Annotated in this window: 21 protein-coding genes and 1 other annotated feature; of the genes, 12 read left to right on the plus strand and 9 right to left on the minus strand. The window is 52.2% G+C overall.

All coding sequences use genetic code 11. The annotated features are described in order from the left end of the window. Positions 1 to 327: 327 nt before the first annotated feature. Together ACSZO1_RS15155 and ACSZO1_RS15160 are read right to left on the minus strand one after the other, a co-directional pair. On the minus strand, positions 328 to 1,674 hold the full coding sequence (locus tag ACSZO1_RS15155) for an APC family permease (protein WP_437613981.1): 1,347 nt from the start codon (positions 1,672 to 1,674) through the stop codon (positions 328 to 330). Positions 1,675 to 1,906: 232 nt separating this feature from the next. Further along, entirely contained in the window at positions 1,907 to 3,325 is a 1,419-nt protein-coding gene (locus ACSZO1_RS15160) for a glutamine synthetase family protein (protein ID WP_437614016.1), read from the minus strand. Positions 3,326 to 3,534: 209 nt separating this feature from the next. Here ACSZO1_RS15160 and puuD point away from each other — a divergent pair, with 209 nt between their 5' ends. From puuD to ACSZO1_RS15175, 3 genes are read left to right on the plus strand one after another with little or no spacing between them, the layout of a single operon-like run. Then, entirely contained in the window at positions 3,535 to 4,299 is a 765-nt protein-coding gene (gene puuD / locus ACSZO1_RS15165; protein ID WP_437613983.1) for a gamma-glutamyl-gamma-aminobutyrate hydrolase, read from the plus strand. After that, positions 4,296 to 4,853: an HTH-type transcriptional regulator PuuR gene (gene puuR, locus ACSZO1_RS15170; RefSeq protein ID WP_437613985.1), complete on the plus strand. Its 558-nt coding sequence runs from the start codon at positions 4,296 to 4,298 to the stop codon at positions 4,851 to 4,853. Before puuD ends, puuR begins: the two co-directional genes overlap by 4 nt. Positions 4,854 to 4,888: 35 nt before the next feature. Next, positions 4,889 to 6,166: an NAD(P)/FAD-dependent oxidoreductase gene (locus tag ACSZO1_RS15175; protein WP_437613987.1), complete on the plus strand. Its 1,278-nt coding sequence runs from the start codon at positions 4,889 to 4,891 to the stop codon at positions 6,164 to 6,166. Here ACSZO1_RS15175 and ACSZO1_RS15180 read toward each other — a convergent pair. Further along, positions 6,163 to 6,990 (minus strand): SDR family oxidoreductase, encoded by an 828-nt coding sequence (locus ACSZO1_RS15180; RefSeq protein ID WP_437613989.1) that lies wholly within the window; start codon positions 6,988 to 6,990, stop codon positions 6,163 to 6,165. The two genes, ACSZO1_RS15175 and ACSZO1_RS15180, sit on opposite strands and share 4 nt — an antisense overlap. A 174-nt stretch (positions 6,991 to 7,164) precedes the next feature. Between ACSZO1_RS15180 and hisL the strand changes: the two genes are divergently transcribed. The 9 genes from hisL (at position 7,165) to hisIE (ending at position 14,433) form a co-directional block, all read left to right on the plus strand. Beyond that, a complete protein-coding gene (gene hisL / locus ACSZO1_RS15185) occupies positions 7,165 to 7,212 on the plus strand; it encodes a his operon leader peptide (protein ID WP_100396937.1) in 48 nt (15 codons plus the stop codon). Next, positions 7,188 to 7,309: a sequence feature (His leader region), on the plus strand. It overlaps the preceding gene by 25 nt. Before the next feature lie 67 nt (positions 7,310 to 7,376). Continuing rightward, positions 7,377 to 8,276 carry an ATP phosphoribosyltransferase gene (gene hisG, locus ACSZO1_RS15190; RefSeq protein ID WP_437613990.1) on the plus strand — a complete coding sequence of 300 codons (900 nt, stop codon included), beginning with the start codon at positions 7,377 to 7,379 and terminating at the stop codon, positions 8,274 to 8,276. A gap of 4 nt (positions 8,277 to 8,280) precedes the next feature. Continuing rightward, positions 8,281 to 9,588 carry a histidinol dehydrogenase gene (hisD, locus tag ACSZO1_RS15195; RefSeq protein ID WP_437613992.1) on the plus strand — a complete coding sequence of 436 codons (1,308 nt, stop codon included), beginning with the start codon at positions 8,281 to 8,283 and terminating at the stop codon, positions 9,586 to 9,588. After that, positions 9,585 to 10,673 carry a histidinol-phosphate transaminase gene (gene hisC / locus ACSZO1_RS15200; protein WP_437613994.1) on the plus strand — a complete coding sequence of 363 codons (1,089 nt, stop codon included), beginning with the start codon at positions 9,585 to 9,587 and terminating at the stop codon, positions 10,671 to 10,673. The genes hisD and hisC overlap by 4 nt, the downstream gene beginning before the upstream one ends. Beyond that, on the plus strand, positions 10,670 to 11,737 hold the full coding sequence (gene hisB, locus ACSZO1_RS15205) for a bifunctional histidinol-phosphatase/imidazoleglycerol-phosphate dehydratase HisB (RefSeq protein ID WP_437613996.1): 1,068 nt from the start codon (positions 10,670 to 10,672) through the stop codon (positions 11,735 to 11,737). The genes hisC and hisB overlap by 4 nt, the downstream gene beginning before the upstream one ends. Continuing rightward, complete coding sequence (gene hisH, locus ACSZO1_RS15210) at positions 11,737 to 12,327, plus strand: imidazole glycerol phosphate synthase subunit HisH (protein WP_437613998.1); 591 nt, start codon at positions 11,737 to 11,739, stop codon at positions 12,325 to 12,327. Before hisB ends, hisH begins: the two co-directional genes overlap by 1 nt. Before the next feature lie 5 nt (positions 12,328 to 12,332). After that, a complete protein-coding gene (hisA, locus tag ACSZO1_RS15215) occupies positions 12,333 to 13,070 on the plus strand; it encodes a 1-(5-phosphoribosyl)-5-[(5-phosphoribosylamino)methylideneamino]imidazole-4-carboxamide isomerase (RefSeq protein WP_437614026.1) in 738 nt (245 codons plus the stop codon). Beyond that, complete coding sequence (hisF, locus tag ACSZO1_RS15220) at positions 13,052 to 13,828, plus strand: imidazole glycerol phosphate synthase subunit HisF (protein ID WP_437614000.1); 777 nt, start codon at positions 13,052 to 13,054, stop codon at positions 13,826 to 13,828. Before hisA ends, hisF begins: the two co-directional genes overlap by 19 nt. Continuing rightward, positions 13,822 to 14,433, plus strand: a complete 612-nt coding sequence (hisIE, locus tag ACSZO1_RS15225) for a bifunctional phosphoribosyl-AMP cyclohydrolase/phosphoribosyl-ATP diphosphatase HisIE (protein WP_437614002.1) — start codon at positions 13,822 to 13,824, stop codon at positions 14,431 to 14,433. The genes hisF and hisIE overlap by 7 nt, the downstream gene beginning before the upstream one ends. Before the next feature lie 87 nt (positions 14,434 to 14,520). On the opposite strand, the gene gndA is transcribed toward hisIE, so the two are convergent. The 6 genes from gndA to ACSZO1_RS15255 form a co-directional block, all read right to left on the minus strand. After that, positions 14,521 to 15,927, minus strand: coding sequence for an NADP-dependent phosphogluconate dehydrogenase (gene gndA, locus ACSZO1_RS15230; RefSeq protein ID WP_437614004.1), 1,407 nt, complete (start codon positions 15,925 to 15,927; stop codon positions 14,521 to 14,523). Positions 15,928 to 16,164: 237 nt separating this feature from the next. Then, positions 16,165 to 17,298, minus strand: coding sequence for a non-hydrolyzing UDP-N-acetylglucosamine 2-epimerase (wecB, locus tag ACSZO1_RS15235; protein ID WP_437614006.1), 1,134 nt, complete (start codon positions 17,296 to 17,298; stop codon positions 16,165 to 16,167). Between the two features lies 1 nt (position 17,299). Beyond that, on the minus strand, positions 17,300 to 18,409 hold the full coding sequence (wbjC, locus tag ACSZO1_RS15240) for a UDP-2-acetamido-2,6-beta-L-arabino-hexul-4-ose reductase (protein WP_437614008.1): 1,110 nt from the start codon (positions 18,407 to 18,409) through the stop codon (positions 17,300 to 17,302). Continuing rightward, positions 18,409 to 19,443 carry a polysaccharide biosynthesis protein gene (locus tag ACSZO1_RS15245; RefSeq protein ID WP_437614010.1) on the minus strand — a complete coding sequence of 345 codons (1,035 nt, stop codon included), beginning with the start codon at positions 19,441 to 19,443 and terminating at the stop codon, positions 18,409 to 18,411. Before ACSZO1_RS15245 ends, wbjC begins: the two co-directional genes overlap by 1 nt. A 15-nt stretch (positions 19,444 to 19,458) precedes the next feature. After that, positions 19,459 to 20,664, minus strand: coding sequence for a glycosyltransferase family 4 protein (locus tag ACSZO1_RS15250; RefSeq protein ID WP_437614012.1), 1,206 nt, complete (start codon positions 20,662 to 20,664; stop codon positions 19,459 to 19,461). Further along, positions 20,642 to 21,751: a glycosyltransferase family 4 protein gene (locus tag ACSZO1_RS15255; RefSeq protein WP_437614014.1), complete on the minus strand. Its 1,110-nt coding sequence runs from the start codon at positions 21,749 to 21,751 to the stop codon at positions 20,642 to 20,644. The genes ACSZO1_RS15250 and ACSZO1_RS15255 overlap by 23 nt, the downstream gene beginning before the upstream one ends. Positions 21,752 to 21,837: the final 86 nt, after the last annotated feature.

A 21,837-nucleotide genomic window follows, 5' to 3' on the forward strand; every position in this document is an offset into this window, starting at 1 on the left:
ATACAGCTCAGCTAAGGTAAGGCTAATACAGCTAAGGACTCCACTGAACCCCACCGATTAAATCGCACCTTCCCTAAGTGCGCCTGCTCAGCCAATATTGACGAAATTATTGTCAAATTCGCTTTATTCGTTAGCAGAGAGAATGATGACAACAGGCAGATATCAGACGATATAAAGAAGGGCAACGGACGGCTACGCCGAAAAATAGGCAATGTCAGACTGGAGAGGAGAAAATGTATTCGCGCTGATGCTTTAGCCGGGACGTAAAAAAAGCCCATATTGCTATGGGCTTTTTTTGTTGGTGTATCAGTGCTTCAGATGTTCTGCTTACAGCAGGTCTTCACTGCACTGCGGCACCGGATTACGGAAGCTGCGGGTGACAAACGCCAGGTACAGCAGGCCAATTGCGCCCCATACCAGGCCGAGGATCATCGAACTCTCTTCCAGGTTAACCCACAGTGCGCCAACGGTCAGCGCGCCCAGCACCGGCAGTACCAGGTAGTTCAGGTTATCCTTCAGTGTCTTATTGCGCTTCTCGCGGATCCAGAACTGCGAAATAACGGACAGGTTAACGAAGGTAAACGCCACCAGCGCACCAAAGTTAATCAGCGCGGTTGCCGTCACCAGATCAAAAGTGATGGCCGACAGTGCAATCACACCGACCAGCAGCACGTTCAGTGCCGGAGTGCGCCATTTGGGATGAATGTAGCCAAAGAAGCGCACCGGGAATACACCGTCACGACCCATCACATACATCAGACGTGACACGCCCGCATGTGCCGCCATACCGGATGCCAGTACGGTAACACAGGAGAAAATCAGGATACCGAACTGGAAGGCTTTACCTGCCACATACAGCATAATTTCCGGCTGAGACGCATCCGGATCTTTAAAGCGGCTGATATCCGGGAAATAGAGCTGCAGGAAGTAGGACACGACAATAAAGATCACGCCACCAAACAGCGCAGTCAGGAAAATCGCTTTCGGGATCACGCGGCCCGCATCTTTGGTCTCTTCTGACAGTGAACTGATGCCATCAAAACCGAGGAACGAGAAGCAGAGGATGGTTGCCCCGGTGATCATTGGCACCACATGCGCGTTCTCAGACCAGAACGGACGGCTGCTGACCAGGGTGCCGGCACCTTCGCCGTGCATCACGCCATACACCACCATCGCCATAATCGCGATCATCACCGCGACCTGCAGCACCACGATCACGCTGTTAAAGTTAGCGACCGTCTTGATGCCACGCAGGTTGGAGAGCGTCATAAAGCCCACCAGCAGCACCACGAACACCCATGACGGGATCTCCGGCACCAGCGCTTCAAAATAGATTTTAGCCAGCAAAATGTTGATCATCGGCATAAACAGGTAATCGAGCAGCGATGACCAGCCCACCATAAAGCCGACATGCGGGCTAATGGCTTTCTGGGCATAGGTATAAGCAGAACCAGCGGAAGGGAAGCGACGCACCAGCTTACCGTAACTTAACGCGGTAAACAGAATCGCAATCAGCGCAAAAGCATAAGCGGTGGCCACATGGCCATCGGTCAGACCCGAAACAATGCCAAAGGTATCAAACAGGGTCATCGGCTGCATATACGCCAGACCTATCATCACCACCGGCATCAGCGTCAGCGTTTTTTTCAGCTGCGCGCGCGATTGTTGTTCCATTTTTTTTCCTCAACAAGACACGGTATGCGTGTTTTAAGCGACTATCTATCCGGCACCAGGTCCGGCCTCTGTAAAGTATGTGTGGTTGATGCAAAAAAAAATAACCAACGCTATTAACGTCGGTTATTTCACTCTTTTTACAGGCACATATTCTGCATCAGCTGAGGTAGGGAAACAAGCGTCCTGGGCACCAGGAAACAACTTTTTTTGCCGAAAGCTCAGCTTTTATCCATCAGGCATTCTTTAACATCCAGTCAATTTCGGTGGCGGTCACCAGTCGCTCAAACAGCATAAGTTCATGATGTTTACAGCGGTGCCAGACGAAGGCAAAACGCTCACCCAGTAAGCGGGCTAATGCTTCGCTGCGCTCAAACTCATACAGCGCATCACTCTGACGGATCGGCAGTGGATTGCCCGGCGCCTCATTACCATTGCCCTGTACCGCAGGCGGTAATGGCAGCGCATTGTCGAGACCGTGCAGGATGCCAGCCAGAATCGCCGCCATCACCAGATAAGGATTGGCGTCAGCGCCCGCGACACGGTACTCCACGCGATGATTCTCGCTTTCCGCGCAGGGAATACGCAGCGCGACAGTGCGATTATTGTGCCCCCAGCTGGCCTGCAGCGGCACAAAGACATCGGGTAAAAAGCGGCGATAGGCATTCACGTTTGGCGCCAGCAGCGCCATGGAGGCAGGCAGTAAATCGATCATCCCGGCCAGCGTACGTTTCAGCAGCGGAGAATCACTGCCATCATCGCTAATCAACGCATTATGTCCGGCGGCATCGAGCATACTGATATGCACATGCATACCACTGCCCGCATACTCCTCATAAGGTTTCGCCATAAAGGTGGCGTTCATCTGGTGATTTTCCGCCACCTGGCGCACCAGCCGTTTCAGCTGTACCGCGTGATCGCAGGCGGTCAGCACCTGACGGGTATGGTGCAGGTTAATTTCAAACTGCCCCGGAGAGGCTTCCGCCAGCGCCCCGTCAGCCGGGATGCCCTGACACTGCGCCAGCGTGTCGATATCGCTGAGAACCGCAGCGAAATGGTCGAGATTATCGACCGAATAGACCTGACTTTGCAGATGGCGTTCGTCACTGCCTGGCGCGCACGGCGGCTGGATATAGCCTTCCGCATCGCGCTGTTTATCCACCAGATAGAACTCCAGCTCTACCGCTACCACCGGAAACAGATCTCGGTTACGCAACTGCTGCCAGAGGTGATTCAGTACGTTTCGGGGTTCAACGTCAAAGGGAGTGCCATCTTGATTGCGCATGGTGAGCAGTACCTGCGCCAGGTGTTCAGGGTCACTGGCTGAGGGCGTTAAGGTGCCAGCCACGGGGACACAGATATTATCCGGTTCGCCGAGCGCCTGACCCAGCCCCGCCGCTTCCACGGTATTACCGAGAATATCCATCGCGAAGACCGACGCCGGGAAATAACAGCCTTTTTCGATTTTGACCAGATTCGCAAACGGGATGCGTTTACCGCGAAAAACACCATTGAGATCGTTGAGAAGAATATCGACATACTGCGTTTCAGGATGGCGTTCCAGATAAGTGTTAATCTCATGCTGGAACGCGCTGGTTCGCTGCTCTTCACTGTGTCGCGTGAAGTCTTCCACTTCCACCAGATTTGTCATGATTTCACCCGCCATTGACCAGAATTATCGGTTGTACGAGATGCTCAAAATAACGGCCACTCTTCAAAAATAGCCGCAACACAAAAAGTGTGCAAATGTTACCAGCCAGTTTGAATAATGAACAATCGATTGCTAGATTGACAATATATTGCACAGTTTCCCGCCATGAACGCCCTGACGGTTGATATTTTTACCAGCGTCGCGAGGTTGAGATGGGCATTATTTTTGACAAGCCGTTGATTGGCGTAGTGATGTGCCAGATAAACCGCGATGGCCATCCCACGCAGATGGTGCACAACAAATACCTGACGCCCGTGATAACCGCCGGTGGCGTGCCGCTTGCCCTGCCGCACGATTTGCTGGCGCAGCCCGGAGTGCTGGATAGCGCGCTAAACGCTCTGCAGGGGATTCTGCTGACCGGCAGCCCCAGCAATATCGAACCCCACCATTACGGCGAGTCCGGCACAGAAGCGGATGCCGATCCCGGCCGCGATCGCCTTGCCTTTACCCTGATCAGGCAGATTATCGCGCGCAACATGCCGCTGCTGGCGATCTGCCGCGGGCTGCAGGAACTGGTCGTCGCGACGGGGGGATCACTGCACCGCCAGCTGCATCTGCAGCCAGATTTACAGGATCACCGTGAAGACAGCTCACTGCCGCTGGCGCAACAGTATGCTTCTGCGCATGCCGTGTGGGTGGAACCGGGCGGGCTGCTGGCCAGTATCACCCGCGATCGCACCACCTTTCAGGTCAATTCACTGCATCAGCAGGGTATCCGCGATCCCGGTCCGCTGCTGCGGGTCGAGGCGCGTGCCGCCGATGGCCTGGCTGAGGCAGTCAGCCTCACAGAGCACCCCTTCGCCCTCGCCGTGCAGTGGCACCCGGAATGGCATGACGAGGAAGCCGGACTGTCACAACGCATTTTTTCCCGTTTTATTCACGCCTGCCAACATTACCAACAGGAAACAAGGCTATGAACGAAACCACGCTGGCGCCAGGACGGCGTCTGGCGCAAATCCGCCAGCAGTTAGGATTGTCGCAGCGGCGCGTCGCGGAGCTTTCCGGTCTAACACACAGCGCCATCAGCACCATTGAACAGGACAAGGTCAGTCCGGCCGTCAGCACCCTGCAAAAGTTATTAAAAGTCTATGGCCTGTCGCTGTCAGAGTTTTTCTCCGAGCCTGCCGCCAGTCAGGAACCGAAAGTGGTGATCGGCGCGGATGAGCTGATCGATATCGGTGGTCAGGGCGTCTCACTGAAGCTGATCCATAATGGCAGTGCCGGACGCACGCTGGCAATGCTGCTGGAAACCTATGAACCTGGCGCCACCACGGGCGACAAAATCCGTCACCCGGGAGAAGAGACAGGCACGCTGCTGGAAGGCGAAATCCTGCTCACCGTCAACGGCCAGAGCTGGCAGCTGCAGGCGGGCGAAAGTTATGTGATCGACACCAGTCACCCGCACAGCTTTACCAATAATTCGACCACACGTTGCCGCATTGTCAGCGCCCACACGCCGGCAACGTTTTAAACCGCTATTGTCGCACGCTGCGCCAGGGAGGTTGTATGAACCATGTGGAAAGTTATTACGCTGCAACAGCCAACCCGCATGATGCGTGGCCAGCGTTGCAGGAGAGCATCCAGTGCGATGTGTGTATTATCGGCGCCGGGTTTACCGGCCTGTCATCCGCGCTGTTTCTCACGGAAGCGGGCTACGATGTGGTGGTGCTGGAAGCGGCTCGCGTTGGCTTCGGCGCCAGCGGGCGCAATGGCGGCCAAGTGGTGAACTCATACAGTCGCGATATTGACGTGATTCAGCAACGGTACGGCACGGATGTCGCGCGGATGCTGGGCAGTATGATGTTTGAAGGTGCCGATATTATTCGTGATCGCATCGACCGCTATGCCATCGCCTGTGACTACCGTCCTGGCGGGATTTTTGCCGCGCTCAATGCCCGCCAGATGGGGCATCTGCGCCGCCAGAAAGCGCTGTGGCAGAGCTATGGCAATACACAGCTCACCCTGCTGGACGAAGCGGGCATCCAGCGCGAAGTGGCGACCGGGCGCTATGTCGGTGGCCTGCTCGATGAGCGCGGTGGTCATCTGCATCCGCTGAATCTGGCGCTGGGTGAAGCCGAGGCGATACGTCGCCATGGCGGACGTATCTATGAACACTCGGCGGTCAGCGCGGTGATCTATGGCACGCCAAATGTGGTGAAAACCGCGCAGGGCGAGGTCCGGGCGCAGTATGTGATCTTCGCCGGTAACGCCTATTTAGCGCCGCAACTGGAACCGCGCTTAGCGGCGAAAAGTATGCCCTGTGGTTCACAGGTGATTACCACCGAACCGCTCAGCGCCGATGCCGCGCTGTCGCTGCTGCCGAATAATCGCTGCGTGGAAGACTGCAACTATCTGCTCGACTATTTCCGCCTCACCGCCGATAACCGCCTGCTGTACGGCGGCGGTGTGATTTATGGCGCACGCGATCCGGCCGATATCGACGCGCTGGTCCGGCCCAAACTGCGTAAAACCTTCCCGCAAATCGGCAATATCCGTTTCAACCACCACTGGAGCGGCAACTTCCTGCTGACGCTGTCGCGGATGCCGCAGTTTGGTCGTCTGGAGAATAATGTCTATTACATGCAGGGGGACAGCGGCCACGGCGTCACCTGCACCCATCTGGCGGGCAAACTGATTGCCGAAACCCTGCGCGGCGACGCCGAACGCTTTGACGTTTTCGCCAGCCTGCCGCACCTGCCGTTTCCTGGCGGCCGTCGCTTTAAAGTGCCACTGACCGCCATGGGCGCAGCGTGGTATGCCCTGCGCGACCGGCTGGGGGTTTAGCCCAGCGGCATCTTGTTCGGATCGGGCCAGCTGTATTCGAAACCCAATTCGTTGCAGATCTTGTTGCCATCGATCAACTTGCCAGCCGCCGCATTGCCCTCAGCCAGGAACACGGGCGGCGTCAGACCCAGCTGCCGCGCGACCGCCGGATAAAACTGGTTGCGTGGCGGATGCGCTGGCGCACAGAGGTTATACAGATGACCGCCTTTAGGGGTCTGCAACAGCAGTACGATCGCCTCCACCACATCATCCAGATGCACCAGATTCACGCCATGACCGCCATCGGCGACATCCGTTTTCCCGGCGAGGAAGCGCCCCGGATGACGCCCTGGCCCCACCAGCCCGGCCAGACGCACGATATCTACGGCCGCGCCCGGCAGATTGTGCAGCCAGTTTTCCAGTTCCACCAGCGTGCGACCCGCCACCGTGTCTGGCTGCAATGGGCTGTTCTCTTTCATCACCCCGCTGTTTTTGCCATACACCGAGGTCGAACTGGTAAAGACAATGCGCGGCACACTGTACGCCAGCGCGCTGTCAACGATTTGCTGCACGGCCTGCACATAGTGTTCGCCTCCTGCTGCCGTGCGACTGGCGGGCAGCGTCACCACCAGTGCATCAACATTCAGTAACGCTTCCAGGTCGTCAGCATCGCAGACCAAATCAGGGGTTAACTCCAGCTGATAACCGGCAATACCACACATGCGTGCCGCCTCGACGCCATCCGGTGTGGTTTTACTGCCGCTGACCTGCCAGCCCCGACTCGCCAGCGCCATGGCTAACGGCATCCCCAGCCAGCCCAGTCCAACGATCGCCACTTTCTTCATGCTGCAACTCCCCTGTTTTGCGCTCAGATAATCAAGGTACGCCACTGTTTTCAGGCTGACAATCTTCGCCGTACAGGAGAATCTTTACCAGCGCGAAAAAAAGGGTTGCCATCCGCTATTATTCTGGTTAGGTTATTTACAACTTAAATGAATACACATTCATACGGAATTTTTATGACACGCGTTCAGTTCAACCACCATCATCACCATCACCCTGACTAGTCTTTCAGGCGATGTGTGCTGGGAGACGTTCAGGATCTTCCAGTGGTGCAGAGCGCAAGAGAGCCCCCGGAAGATCATCTTCCGGGGGCTTTTTTTTGGACTTTACGCAGCATCAGAATTCAATTGCAAACAGCAGACAAGAGCAGAAAAAGAGGACAGGACCGATGTTAGATAATACCCGTTTACGCATAGCTATGCAGAAATCAGGCCGTTTAAGTGATGATTCACGCGAACTGCTGGCGCGCTGCGGCATTAAAATTAACTTACAGCAGCAACGCCTGATCGCCTTCGCCGAAAACATGCCAATCGATATTCTGCGTGTGCGTGATGACGATATTCCTGGCCTGGTGATGGACGGTGTGGTTGACCTCGGCATTATCGGCGAAAACGTGCTGGAAGAAGAGCTGCTGACCCGCCGCGCACAGGGCGAAGACCCGCGTTACTTCACTCTGCGTCGCCTCGATTTCGGTGGCTGCCGCCTGTCGCTGGCAATGCCGGTTGATGTCGAATACACCGGTCCGCAGTGCCTGCAGAACAGCCGTGTCGCCACCTCTTATCCTCACCTGCTGAAGAAATATCTCGATAAACAGGGCGTGAATTTCAAATCCTGCCTGCTGAACGGTTCCGTGGAAGTTGCACCGCGTGCCGGTCTGGCCGATGCCATCTGTGATCTGGTCTCCACCGGTGCGACGCTGGAAGCTAACGGCCTGCGTGAAGTGGAAGTGATTTACCGCTCGAAAGCCTGCCTGATCCAGCGCGATGGCGAAATTCCTGGCGCCAAGCAGGAACTGATCGACAAGCTGATGACACGTATTCAGGGCGTAATTAAAGCGCGTGAGTCGAAATACATCATGCTGCACGCGCCAAGCGAACGTCTGGAAGAGGTGATTGCCCTGCTGCCAGGTGCTGAGCGCCCGACCATTCTGCCACTGGCCGGTGACCAGAGCCGTCTGGCGATGCACATGGTCAGCAGCGAAACCCTGTTCTGGGAAACCATGGAAAAACTGAAAGCGCTGGGTGCCAGCTCGATTCTGGTACTGCCAATTGAAAAAATGATGGAGTAAGGCGATGAGCGCATTTAACACCATTATTGACTGGCAGAGCTGCAGCGACGAACAGCAGCAACAGCTGCTGATGCGCCCGGCAATCTCCGCCTCGGCCGTCATCAGCGATACCGTGAGCGGCATTCTGCAGAAAGTAAAAGCAGAAGGTGACGAGGCGCTGCGCTATTACAACGCCACCTTTGATAAAACCCAGGTTGACGCGTTGCGCGTCAGCGCAGAGCAGATTGCCGCCGCCAGCGCCCGCCTTGGTGATGAGATTAAACAGGCAATGGCCGTCGCAGTGGCGAATATCAATACCTTCCACCGCGCTCAGCAGCTGGCAGCAGTGGATATCGAAACCCAGCCTGGCGTGCGCTGTCAGCAGATCACCCGTCCGGTGGCCTCGGTAGGCCTGTACATTCCCGGGGGTTCCGCGCCGCTGTTTTCTACCGTGTTAATGCTGGCGACTCCAGCGCGTATCGCCGGTTGTCCGCGGGTGGTGCTCTGCTCTCCACCGCCGATTGCCGATGAAATTCTCTATGCCGCGCAGCTGTGTGGCGTGCAGGAAGTGTTCCAGGTCGGTGGCGCGCAGGCGATTGCCGCACTGGCACTGGGTACGGAATCCGTACCAAAAGTGGACAAAATCTTTGGCCCGGGCAATGCGTATGTCACCGAAGCCAAGCGTCAGGTCAGCCAGCGTCTCGATGGCGCGGCAATTGATATGCCAGCCGGTCCGTCTGAAGTGCTGGTGATTGCCGATGAAGGCGCGACCCCGGCGTTCGTTGCCGCCGATCTGCTGTCGCAGGCCGAGCACGGCCCGGATTCACAGGTGATTCTGCTGACGCCATCACGCGACATCGCTGAACAGGTTGCGCAGGCTGTCGAACAGCAGCTGGCTGACCTGCCACGCGCCGAAACCGCGCGTAAGGCGCTGGAAAGCAGTCGTCTGATTGTGGCGCGCGACCTAGCGCAGTGTGTGGAAATCTCCAACCGCTACGGACCTGAGCACCTGATTATCCAGACGCGTGAGGCTCGTTCGCTGGTCGACAGTATCACCAGCGCCGGTTCGGTGTTCCTGGGTGACTGGTCGCCGGAATCCGCAGGTGATTACGCCTCCGGCACCAACCACGTGCTGCCGACCTATGGTTATACCGCCACCTGCTCCAGCCTCGGGCTGGCTGATTTCCAGAAACGTATGACGGTGCAGGAATTAACGCCACAGGGCTTCAGCAATCTGGCGTCCACCATTGAAACACTGGCGGCGGCTGAACAACTGGCGGCTCACAAGAATGCCGTGACACTGCGCGTTGCCGCGCTGCGGGAGAAAGCATGAGTAACACCATTGAGAACCTGGCGCGCGCCAATGTCCGTGCCCTGACGCCTTACCAGTCTGCCCGTCGCCTCGGTGGTAACGGTGATGTCTGGCTGAATGCCAATGAATACCCGCTGGCAGTGCCGTTTGATTTGTCACAGCTGACGCTTAATCGTTATCCGGAATGTCAGCCTGCGCTGGTGATTAGCCGCTATGCCGCTTATGCCGGTCTGCAGCCCGAGCAGGTGCTGGTCAGCCGTGGTGCCGATGAAGGCATTGAGCTGCTGATGCGCGCGTTCTGCGAGCCAGGTAAAGATGCGGTGCTGTTCTGCCCGCCGACTTACGGTATGTACAGCGTCAGTGCAGAAACCATTGGCATCGAATACCGCACCGTTCAGGCGCTGGATGGCTGGCAGCTGAACCTGCCTGCCATCAGCGAACAGCTGGACGGCGTAAAACTGGTTTATGTCTGCAGCCCGAACAACCCGACCGGCAACCCGATTAACCCGGCCGATCTGCGCCAGCTGCTGGAGATGACGCGCGGTAAAGCACTGGTGATCGCCGACGAAGCCTATATCGAGTTCTGCCCTGACGCGACACTGGCTGGCTGGCTGCAGGATTATCCACACCTGGTGGTGCTGCGCACGCTGTCAAAAGCCTTTGCGCTGGCGGGTCTGCGCTGTGGTTTTACCCTGGCGAACAAGCCGGTTATCGACCTGCTGATGAAAGTGATCGCACCTTACCCGCTCTCCACGCCGGTCGCCGATATCGCGGCTCAGGCGCTCAGCGACCAGGGGATCACCCTGATGCGTGAGCATGTGGCACAGCTGATCGCCACCCGCGAATGGCTGATCGACGCACTGAAAACCTGTGATTGTGTTGAACAGGTGTTCGCCAGTGAGACCAATTATGTGCTGGCGCGCTTTACCGCATCCAGTCAGGTCTTTAAAACGCTCTGGGATCAAGGCATTATCCTGCGTGACCAGAATAAACAACCGGGCCTTGCCGGATGCCTGCGCATCTCGATTGGCACCCGCGAAGAGTGCGAGCGCACCATCGCCGCACTGAAATCTTTACCCGGCAGCGCCTCCAGGGAGCAAGCATGAGCCAGAAAACGCTATTTATTGACCGCGACGGCACCATTATTTCTGAACCACCGCAAGATTTTCAGGTGGACCGCATGGACAAACTGGCGTTCGAGCCGGACGTGATCCCTGCCCTGCTGGCACTGCAAAGTGCCGGTTACCAGCTGGTGATGATCACCAATCAGGACGGCCTTGGCACCAGCAGCTTCCCGCAGGCGGATTTCGATGGCCCGCACAATTTGATGATGCAAATCCTCAGTTCACAGGGCGTGAAGTTCGACGATATCCTGATTTGCCCGCACAAGCCGGAAGATAACTGTGACTGCCGTAAGCCAAAAGTGCAGATGGTGGAAGCCTGGCTGGCGGATGGCGTGCTGGATAGTGCCAACAGCTATGTGATTGGCGACCGTGCCACCGATATTGAGCTGGCAACCAACATGGGCATAACCGGCCTGCGCTACGGTAAAGACGGACTCAACTGGCAGCAGATCAGCGAACAACTGACCAAACGCGATCGCTACGCGAAGGTGAACCGCAACACCAAAGAGACGCAGATTCAGGTTGAGGTCTGGCTGGATCGTGAAGGTGGCAGCAAGATCAATACCGGCGTGGGCTTCTTTGACCATATGCTGGATCAGATCTGCACCCACGGCGGCTTCCGTATGAATATCGATGTCAAAGGCGATCTCTACATCGACGATCACCACACCGTGGAAGATACTGGTCTGGCGCTGGGCGACGCGCTGCTGAAAGCGCTGGGCGACAAGCGTGGCATCGGCCGTTTCGGCTTTGTGCTGCCAATGGACGAATGCCTCGCGCGCTGCGCGCTGGATATCTCCGGCCGTCCGCACCTCGAATATAAAGCTGAATTCAGCTATCAGCGCGTTGGTGATCTGAGCACGGAGATGGTGGAGCATTTCTTCCGCTCACTCTCCTACTCCATGGCCAGCACCCTGCATCTGCGCACCAAAGGCAAAAACGACCATCACCGTGTAGAAAGCCTGTTTAAAGCCTTTGGCCGCACCCTGCGTCAGGCAATCCGCGTCGAGGGCAACACCCTGCCGAGTTCGAAAGGAGTGCTGTAATGAGTGTGGTGATTCTTGATACCAGCTGTGCCAACCTGTCGTCGGTAAAGTGGGCGATCCAGCGCCTGGGCTATGAGCCACAGGTCAGCCGCGAAGCCGAAGTGGTGCTGCAGGCCGATAAGCTGTTACTGCCCGGTGTCGGCACCGCGCAGGCGGCAATGGATCAGTTGCGCCAGCGCGAGCTGATCGACTTGATTAAAGCCTGTACCCAGCCGACGCTGGGGATTTGCCTCGGTATGCAGCTGCTGGGTTCCGGCAGTGACGAGAATGGCGGCATCGAGACACTCGGTATTATCGACAAGCCAGTTGAGCTGATGAAAGATTTCGGCCTGCCACTGCCGCATATGGGCTGGAACCAGGTGACACCACAGGCGGGTAACCATCTGTTCCGCGGCATTGAGGACGGTGCCTATTTCTACTTCGTCCACAGCTACGCCATGCCGGTAAATGAATACACCATCGCGCAGTGTAACTACGGCGAACCCTTTACTGCCGCCGTGCAGAAAGACAATTTCTTTGGCGTGCAGTTCCACCCTGAACGCTCCGGCGCGGCGGGCGCGAAACTGCTGAAGAATTTCCTGGAGATGTGACCGCAATGATTATCCCGGCATTAGATTTGATTGAGGGAAAAGTGGTACGTCTGCATCAGGGCGACTACGGTCAGCAACGCGATTACGGTAACGATCCGCTACCGCGTCTGCAGGATTATCAGCGCCAGGGCGCACAAGTGCTGCATCTGGTGGACCTGACCGGCGCCAAAGATCCGGCTGCACGGCAGATCCCTCTGCTGCAAAAGCTGCTGGCGGGCGTCGATGTCCCGGTGCAGGTTGGCGGTGGTATTCGCAGTAAAGAGGATGTGGCTGCCTTGCTGGCGGCGGGAGCCACGCGAGTGGTTGTTGGCTCGACGGCCGTAAAGCAACACGAAGAAGTACAGCAGTGGTTCCGTGAGTACAGCCCGGACGCCATCGTGCTGGCACTGGATGTACGCATTGATGCCAACAATCGTAAAGAAGTGGCAATCAGCGGCTGGCAGGAAGCGGCGGGCGTCACACTTGAAGAAGTGATTGAACAGTTCCTGCCCGTTGGCCTGAAACATGTGCTGTGTACGGATATCTCACGCGATGGCACCCTGAGCGGCTCGAACGTGGCGCTGTATCAGGAAGTCACGGCGCGCTATCCGCAAATAGCCTTCCAGTCTTCAGGCGGCATTGGGTCGCTTGAGGATATCGCCGCCCTGCGCGGTTGTGGTGTACAGGGCGTGATTGTCGGTCGCGCGCTGCTTGAAGATAAATTCACCGTAACGGAGGCTATTTCATGCTGGCAAAACGGATAATTCCTTGTCTTGACGTACGTGACGGCCAGGTCGTGAAAGGCGTACAGTTCCGTAACCACGAAATCATTGGCGATATCGTGCCGCTGGCGCAGCGCTATGCGCAGGAAGGGGCCGATGAGCTGGTCTTTTATGATATCACCGCCTCATCCGACGGCCGGGTAGTGGATAAGAGCTGGGTATCACGCGTCGCCGAAGTGATCGATATTCCTTTCTGCGTGGCGGGCGGCATCAAATCAGCGGAAGATGCCGCACAGATCCTCTCTTTTGGCGCGGACAAGATCTCAATCAACTCACCGGCGCTGGCCGACCCGGAGCTGATTACCCGCCTGGCGGATCGCTTTGGCGTACAATGCATTGTCGTCGGCATCGATACCTGGTTTGACGAGGCTACCGGCAAATATCACGTCAATCAGTATACTGGTGATGAGAGCCGCACCCGTGTCACTCAGTGGGAAACCCTTGACTGGGTGAAAGAAGTGCAGAAGCGTGGCGCCGGTGAAATCGTGCTGAATATGATGAACCAGGATGGCGTACGCAATGGCTACGACCTGCTGCAGCTGCAAAAAGTGCGTGAGGTGTGTAAAGTGCCGCTGATCGCCTCCGGCGGCGCAGGCACCATGGAACACTTCCATGAAGCGTTCCGCGACGCTGATGTCGACGGTGCACTGGCGGCATCGGTATTTCACAAACAGATTATTAATATCGGCGAACTGAAAACGTTCCTGATTGAGAAAGGTGTGGAGATTCGCGCGTGTTAACACAACAACAACTGTCCAGTCTGGATTGGGTCAAAACTGACGGTATGATGCCGGTGGTGGTACAGCATCGCGTCTCTGGCGAAGTGCTGATGCACGGGTATATGAATCAGGAAGCGCTGGATAAAACGTTACAGGAAGGCAATGTCACCTTCTTCTCACGTACCAAACAGCGTTTATGGACCAAAGGCGAGACCTCAGGCCATTTCCTGAAAGTAGTCAGCATCACCCCGGATTGCGATAACGATACCCTGCTGGTGCTGGCGGACCCGACTGGACCAACCTGCCACCTTGGCACCTCCAGCTGTTTTTCACCGGCGGCACCGGACTGGACTTTCCTCTATCAGCTGGAACAGCTGCTGGCGGAGCGCAAAAACGCCGATCCGGAAAGCTCATACACCGCGCGCTTGTATGCCAGCGGCACCAAGCGTATTGCGCAGAAAGTGGGTGAAGAAGGCGTGGAAACTGCACTGGCTGCGACGGTGAATGACCGCCATGAGCTGACCAATGAGGCATCTGATTTGCTGTATCACCTGCTGGTGCTGCTGCAGGATCAGGAGCTGGATTTGAGTACGGTGATTGGGAATTTGCGGGAACGGCATAAGTAGCCGTCGTTTGATGCGTATAAAAAAACCCGGCTATTGCCGGGTTATTTATTACTCAGCAAAACGCCCGCCGTAGCGGGCATCATGCTGTTAGTCGAGCCACTCAGTGTGGAACACGCCATCTTTGTCGGTACGTTTGTAGGTGTGAGCACCGAAGTAATCGCGCTGAGCCTGAATCAGGTTCGCTGGCAGCACCGCAGAACGGTAGCTGTCGTAGTACGCGATCGCCGCAGAGAAGGTTGGCGTTGGGATACCGTTCTGTACCGCGTAAGCCACCACATCACGCAGTGCCTGCTGGTATTCATCAGCGATGTTTTTGAAGTATGGCGCCAGCAGCAGGTTAGCGATATTCGCGTTATCTGCGTAAGCATCGGTAATTTTCTGCAGGAACTGAGCACGGATGATGCAACCAGCACGGAAGATTTTCGCGATTTCGCCGTAGTTCAGATCCCAGTTGTTCTCGTCAGATGCCGCTTTCAGCTGAGAGAAGCCCTGAGCATAAGAAACGATCTTACCGAGGTACAGTGCACGGCGTACTTTCTCAACGAATTCTGCTTTGTCGCCGCTCACTGGTTGTACTGCCGGGCCGCTCAGTACTTTCGAAGCTGCAACACGCTGAGATTTGAGTGAAGAAAGGTAACGAGCAAAGACTGACTCAGTAATCAGAGACAGTGGTTCGCCGAGGTCCAGTGAACTCTGGCTGGTCCATTTACCGGTGCCTTTGTTCGCCGCTTCATCCAGAATCACGTCAACCAGGTATTTACCTTCTTCATCTTTCTTGGTGAAGATATCTTTGGTGATGTCAATCAGATAGCTGCTCAGCTCACCTTCATTCCACTCGCTGAAGGTTTTCGCCAGATCGTCGTTGCTCAGATTCAGGGCATTTTTCAGCAGTGAGTAAGCTTCAGCAATCAGCTGCATATCACCGTACTCGATGCCGTTGTGCACCATCTTCACGTAGTGACCCGCACCGTCCGGACCAATGTAAGCAACACAAGCTTCGCCTTCAGCACGCGCCGCAATCTGTTCAAGGATTGGTGCAACCAGCTCATAAGCTTCTTTCTGACCACCAGGCATGATGGAAGGACCTTTCAGCGCGCCCTCTTCACCACCAGAAACACCGGTACCGATAAAGTTGAAGCCCTGAGCAGAAAGCTCGCTGTTACGACGGATGGTATCTTTATAGAAGGTGTTACCGCCATCGATCAGAATGTCGCCTTTATCCAGGTGTGGCGTCAGGGAAGCGATAGTTTTATCCGTCGCTTCACCTGCCTGTACCATCAGCAGGATACGACGTGGCTTTTCCAGTGACTCAACAAACTCTTCAACGCTGTAGTAAGGAACCAGATTCTTACCTGAGTTCTCGGCAACCACTTCATCGGTCTTTTCGCGTGAGCGGTTAAAGATTGAGACTGAATAGCCACGGCTCTCAATGTTGAGCGCCAGATTACGGCCCATAACAGCCATACCTACCACGCCGATTTGTTGCTTGGACATTACCAACTCCTGTCTTAAGGATTGTACTTGTAGCTTCGCAGCTACCTCATATGTATCTGTGATGTTAACTCAGCTTGAACAGCAAAGGGTAGCGATTGATGTGATAGGATGCATTAGAGCGAAAAACCACACAAAAAACCCGACTTATCAAATAGCTGGCACTCATCAAAAAACTTTATCATCAATGAGAACGGCTGCAAGCAGACGAACGAACAATAAGAAGATCTACATATCAGCTTAATACTTCTTCCAGACAACACGGTTAACATAATCAACATAGCTGTGGATGATACGCACCACTTTGTCAGAAACATTTGGCATGCTGTAATCTGCGACCTGGCGAAGCAGGCGCTCCTCTCCGGCTGGCTGGCTTTCCAGGATTGCCAGAGATTGCATCACTCGCTCAACACTCAGCCCGGTCATGATTACCGACGCCTCTTCCATTCCTTCCGGGCGTTCATGTGCTTCACGTATATTCAGCGCCGGAAAATTAAGTATTGAAGACTCTTCCGTAATGGTTCCGCTATCAGAAAGCACAACCTTCGCTTCCTGCTGTAACTTGATATAGTCAATAAAACCCAGCGGCTTTAACAACTGCACATGTGGATGAAAGACTAAGTTATTCTCTTCAATCCGCTTGCGTGTACGCGGATGGGTGGAGACGATAACAGGGCGATCATACATCTCAGCCACCGCATTCAAAATATCTGCCAGTTTTTTGATATTGGTCGGGCTGTCAACGTTCTCTTCACGATGCGCACTGACAATAAAGAACTCTCGCGACAGCAAATTAAGGCGCTGGAGAACATCAGAAGAAATAATTTTGTCCAATTGCTGATTAATAACTTCAAACATTGGACTGCCGGTTTTTATCACGCGGTCAGGAGGGAGCCCTTCCGCTAACAGATATTCACGTGCGATGTCTGAATAAGTTAAATTGACATCTGAAATATGATCGACAATTTTCCGGTTAATCTCTTCCGGCACACGCTGATCAAAGCAGCGATTGCCCGCTTCCATATGAAAAACAGGAATTTTTCTCCGTTTGGCTGGCAATGCAGCCAGACAACTGTTGGTATCGCCGAGCACCAGCATGGCATCTGGTTTCACTTCGGCTAACAACTCATCAATTTTAATAATAATATTGCCGATGGTTGTCGCCGCATTATCACCAGCGGCATGTAAGAAATAATCTGGTTTTTTAACACCCAGATCATTGAAGAAAATCTCATTCAGCTCGTAATCATAATTTTGCCCTGTGTGGGCAATAATATGTTCGCAATGAATATCGAGTTTTTTCATCACGGCAGAGAGTCGAATAATTTCAGGTCGAGTGCCAACAACACTCAGAATGCACAATTTTTTTTCCATATTACATGCTCCAGGCCGTAGTGTCTGGTTTAGAACGATCAAATATCTCATTAGCCCACAGCATCACAATCAGATCATCTGTGCCTGTATTTTTAATATTATGCGCCCAGCCGGGGATAGTTTCGACGACCTGAATATGATCAGCACAGGTTTCCAGTTCCACAACTTCTCCGCTGATAATATGTTCAAAACGGAAAAGCGCCTTTCCGGAAACGACAATAAATTTCTCGTTCTTGGTATGGTGATAATGCCCACCGCGAACAATGCCAGGTTTAGCAGTGAAAAAGGAAAACTGACCATGAGAAGGTGTTTTCAGCAGCTCAGAAAACTGACCTCTGGGATCCTCATAAACAGGAATCGGGTAAGCAAACTGATCAGCTGGAAGATAACTCAGATAGGTGGCATATAACGCACGAGTTATGCCCTGCCCCACCGCATCCGTGACCAGAGAGTCGCGCGAGTGCTTGAAAGCGGTAATTTTATCGGCTAATGCCTGCAATGTAATAGTGTATTTTACGGGAATGTCGCAGAACTGTCCGGTGGGAATATCACGGTTAAGATACTGCGCGAATGTCTCAATAACGTCATCAATATAGACCAGTTCCAGTATATGTTCAGGAGAATCAACTCGCAGAGGAAGATTATGAATGACATTATGGCAAAAGGTTGCCACCACAGAATTATAGTTGGGGCGACACCATTTACCAAACACACCGGGAAGACGATAAACACAGGCATTCAAATTTGCGGAAGCAACAGCATCGAAAATAACTTTTTCAGCCGCCAGCTTACTACGCCCATATGGATTATCTTTTTCTGCCTGAGCAGATGAGCTGTAAATCAGCTTAACCTGAGGATTGTGCTCAGCGATAGTATCAATCAACTGGGCAGTAAAATCAGTATTACCTTCGGTAAATTCATCGTCAGAAAGCGGTCTGTTGACACCAGCAAGATGATAAACAACATCCGCCGATTTCACCATGGTCACCAGCGATGCAGGGGCATCTTTATGGCTAAACAGCAATACCTGGCAGCCATGTTCTTTCAGTGCGACCTGCAAATTTTTACCAATAAAACCGTTTCCGCCAGTAATAAGTGCAGTGACCATCATCAATGCTCCGGATGTACGCGGTTGCCTTTCACGATCTCTTGCATAAACTTTAATTTCAGTAACAGAGCCTTGGTGCCCTCGAGATCCAGACGTCTGGTATTATGGGAATTATAATCAATCACTTCAGAGATCTTTTTATCACCTTCGTCGAAGTACTTGCCATAGTTCAGATCGCGATTGTCAGCAGGAATACGGTAGTAGTCGCCCTGGTCTTCTGAATGCAGCATCTCTTCTCGTGTGAGCAGCGTTTCATACAGCTTCTCTCCATGGCGAGTACCGATAATATTGACGGGATGACCTTGCTGTTTCATTAACTCGATAATCGCCTTCGCTAATACTTCTACGGTAGAAGCCGGTGCTTTCTGTACAAAAATGTCGCCATTCTGACCATGAACAAAAGCGTGCAACACTAAATCCACAGCATCTTCAAGGCTCATCATGAAACGCGTCATATCCGGATCAGTAATGCTGACCGGCTCTCCAGAAAAGATCTGGTTTACAAACAGCGGAATCACTGAACCACGGGATGCCATCACATTGCCGTAACGCGTACCACAAACCACCGTATCAGAAGAAGAGAGGTTTCGCGCCTTTGCCACCATGATTTTTTCCATCATTGCTTTCGAGATGCCCATTGCATTGATAGGGTACACCGCTTTATCAGTACTGAGGCAAACAACACGTTTAACATGATGATTTATTGCAGCTTCAATAACATTCTCGGTGCCAAAAACATTCGTTTTGACCGCTTCCAGTGGGTAAAACTCACAGGATGGTACCTGCTTCAGTGCGGCAGCATGAAAAACGAAATCAACGCCGCGCATGGCGTTAGAAATACTCTGATAATCGCGGACATCACCAATGTAAAATTTCAACTTAGCGTTTTTATATTTTTTCCGCATGTCATCTTGTTTTTTCTCATCGCGGCTAAAAATACGAATTTCAGCAATATCCGTTTCCAGAAATCGCTCCAGCACAGCATTGCCAAAAGATCCTGTGCCACCAGTGATAAGTAGTGTTTTAGAATTGAACATTGTTAACCTTGGTCATCATAAAATGGATAAAACTTCATCAGCGGCAGCAGAAACCGTGAATTTTGCGTGCAGCAAACGTTCAGCATTAATGCCTGATTGTCTACGCAATCGTGGGTTTTCCAGCAAGGAAAGTGCATTTTGCAGCAACAGATCATCTTCGCCATTTACCGTCACCAGCCCTGCCTCATATTCCTTGATGATGGATTGTAAGTCATTCCCAACATTAACACTACCCAGGATAGGGATTTGATTAACCATATAGCCTAAAATTTTACCAGGAAAGTTGTGACTTTCATGATCTCGGCTAAGTGAAAATAACCCAACATCCACTTCTTTAAGAATAGATTTAAATTCCTGCTGAGAAACAGGTGGCAGCAAAGAGAGATTATAAATGTTATTTTTTTTTGCCATATATTTAACCAGCTCGACCTCATCCCCCTGCCCCAGAAAAACAAAATGAGCCTGAGGTTTGTGCAGCAAATTCTGCGCAAGTCTGACAAGGTTAGCCATATCCTGCGCTTTACCAATATTGCCACCATAGAAAAAGAGGGTTTTGTCTTCAATACCTAATCTCTTCTTGAAGCCAATATTTTCATCATCAACTACTGGACTCGCCCAATTATAAAGCAAACGGGTCGGATAATTATTTCCGAAGTATTGTTTAAAAAATTCAATATTGGCCAATGACTGGATACCGATAACATCAGCAGACTGGTAGTTTAATCGTTCGATATAGCGAAAATACTTTGCCACCAGAGAGTTAGATTTTATCATGCCATTATCTATGATCCACTGAGGAAAGAAATCACGCAAAATCAAATATACAGGGCATGAAAATCGTTCTTTTAATTTCCTGGTAAATCGCCCCCAAAATATCGAAGGTGAATAACTGACTATTAAGTCAATTTCTTTATTCATAAAGAAACCCCAGGTATTAAAGAAAGCTTTAAAAGGCAATAATGTTTCATTTATTGCACGAAGGGCTAAATAACAGTTTTTAATGGGGCCAAGTTTGAACCTTATAATTTCAACACCATCAATAAACTCATGGTGGAATTGACTATTTAGTGTTTCTGATGGTGTTACGACGATAACATTAATGTTTCTTTGTACCAGTTCAACCGCCATCTCATGCATCATTTTAGCAGCAACTTTTGTACTATCTGGAATATAATCATCAACAAGAAAAACGATATTTTTATTTGGACATTTTGTTGGCATATATAATACTCAAGTATTTCCTTGCTCTCTCTGCTGCTGATGGCATATTGGCGACAATAGACCTTCCTGCTGAACTGATATTCTTCATCACTAATGGTTCATTATAGGCTTGTAAAATAGTCTTGGCTATGTCAAAAGCATTCAATGGGTCAAAGTAGTAAGCTGAATTTCCACACACAGTTTTAGCAAAACCACGGTTAGAAGTAAAAATAGGCTTTGCCATATACATTGCCTCGACATAGGATGCACTGAAGCATTCAAGCAAGGTCGGCAGAAACAATGCATCACAAATTTCATATAATGGAGGACATTCTGCACTACTTACTTTTCCCAATACAATCAGACGATTGTGATGTCTCTCTTCTATATTATTCTTAAATTCATTGCCCACAGTTAGCACGAATTTATAATATTCAGGAAGCAGCTCGAGCAACTCTTTAATAATAGCAATATTTTTGTGAGGATAGTCATGGGATATAGTCAACAACCATATATCCTCTCCTTTCGATGGTAGTTTATTTAAGACTTGGTAGTCATATTTATTCGTATCAGTAAAAACTGATGATATTGTGTTCGATACTGTGTGTACATTTGAAGGGGAAAAATTCAACAGTTTTACTACACGATCACTAACATCTCGTGTCTCACAAACAATGCTAGTCGCATTCAGTTTAAAATAAAACGGCTGAAGAAAGCTTAAAATTATTTTTTTGATCTTCTCTTTGCATGACAGTTTAGAAAAAATATAAGAGGATTCATAAATTAACCATGGCAGTGCAAAACCAACGAGATGGTTTTTAACTTTAGGATTCCAGTAACTTGGTCCGAAAATCGTAAAAACCTCAGTGACATGTAATGACGTAATGAGGTGATCCATCTGCAATCTGGATGAAAAATTAAAAAGACCAGACGGAGTTTTTTTTATCACCTGCGAGCGTTTCTTTGCGGATGATGAAAGTTGCTCAAAGACAGCAGGAGATACTGCAGCAATGAATTCAATGCCAGCCTCGGTGAATTCTTCAATAACAGATACACCAACCTGAACCCCTCCTCCAACATACAGATTACTGGCATTAACTAAAAGCATCATCGTTCCCTGGCGGATTCAACTCCGAAGTGCAACGCTAAGCCGCCAATCTTAGCTCTGCAAACACCACAGACGGTTGCCTGAAT

It is taken from the genome of Erwinia sp. V71 (assembly GCF_965644245.1).
Taxonomy (GTDB): Bacteria; Pseudomonadota; Gammaproteobacteria; order Enterobacterales; family Enterobacteriaceae; genus Erwinia.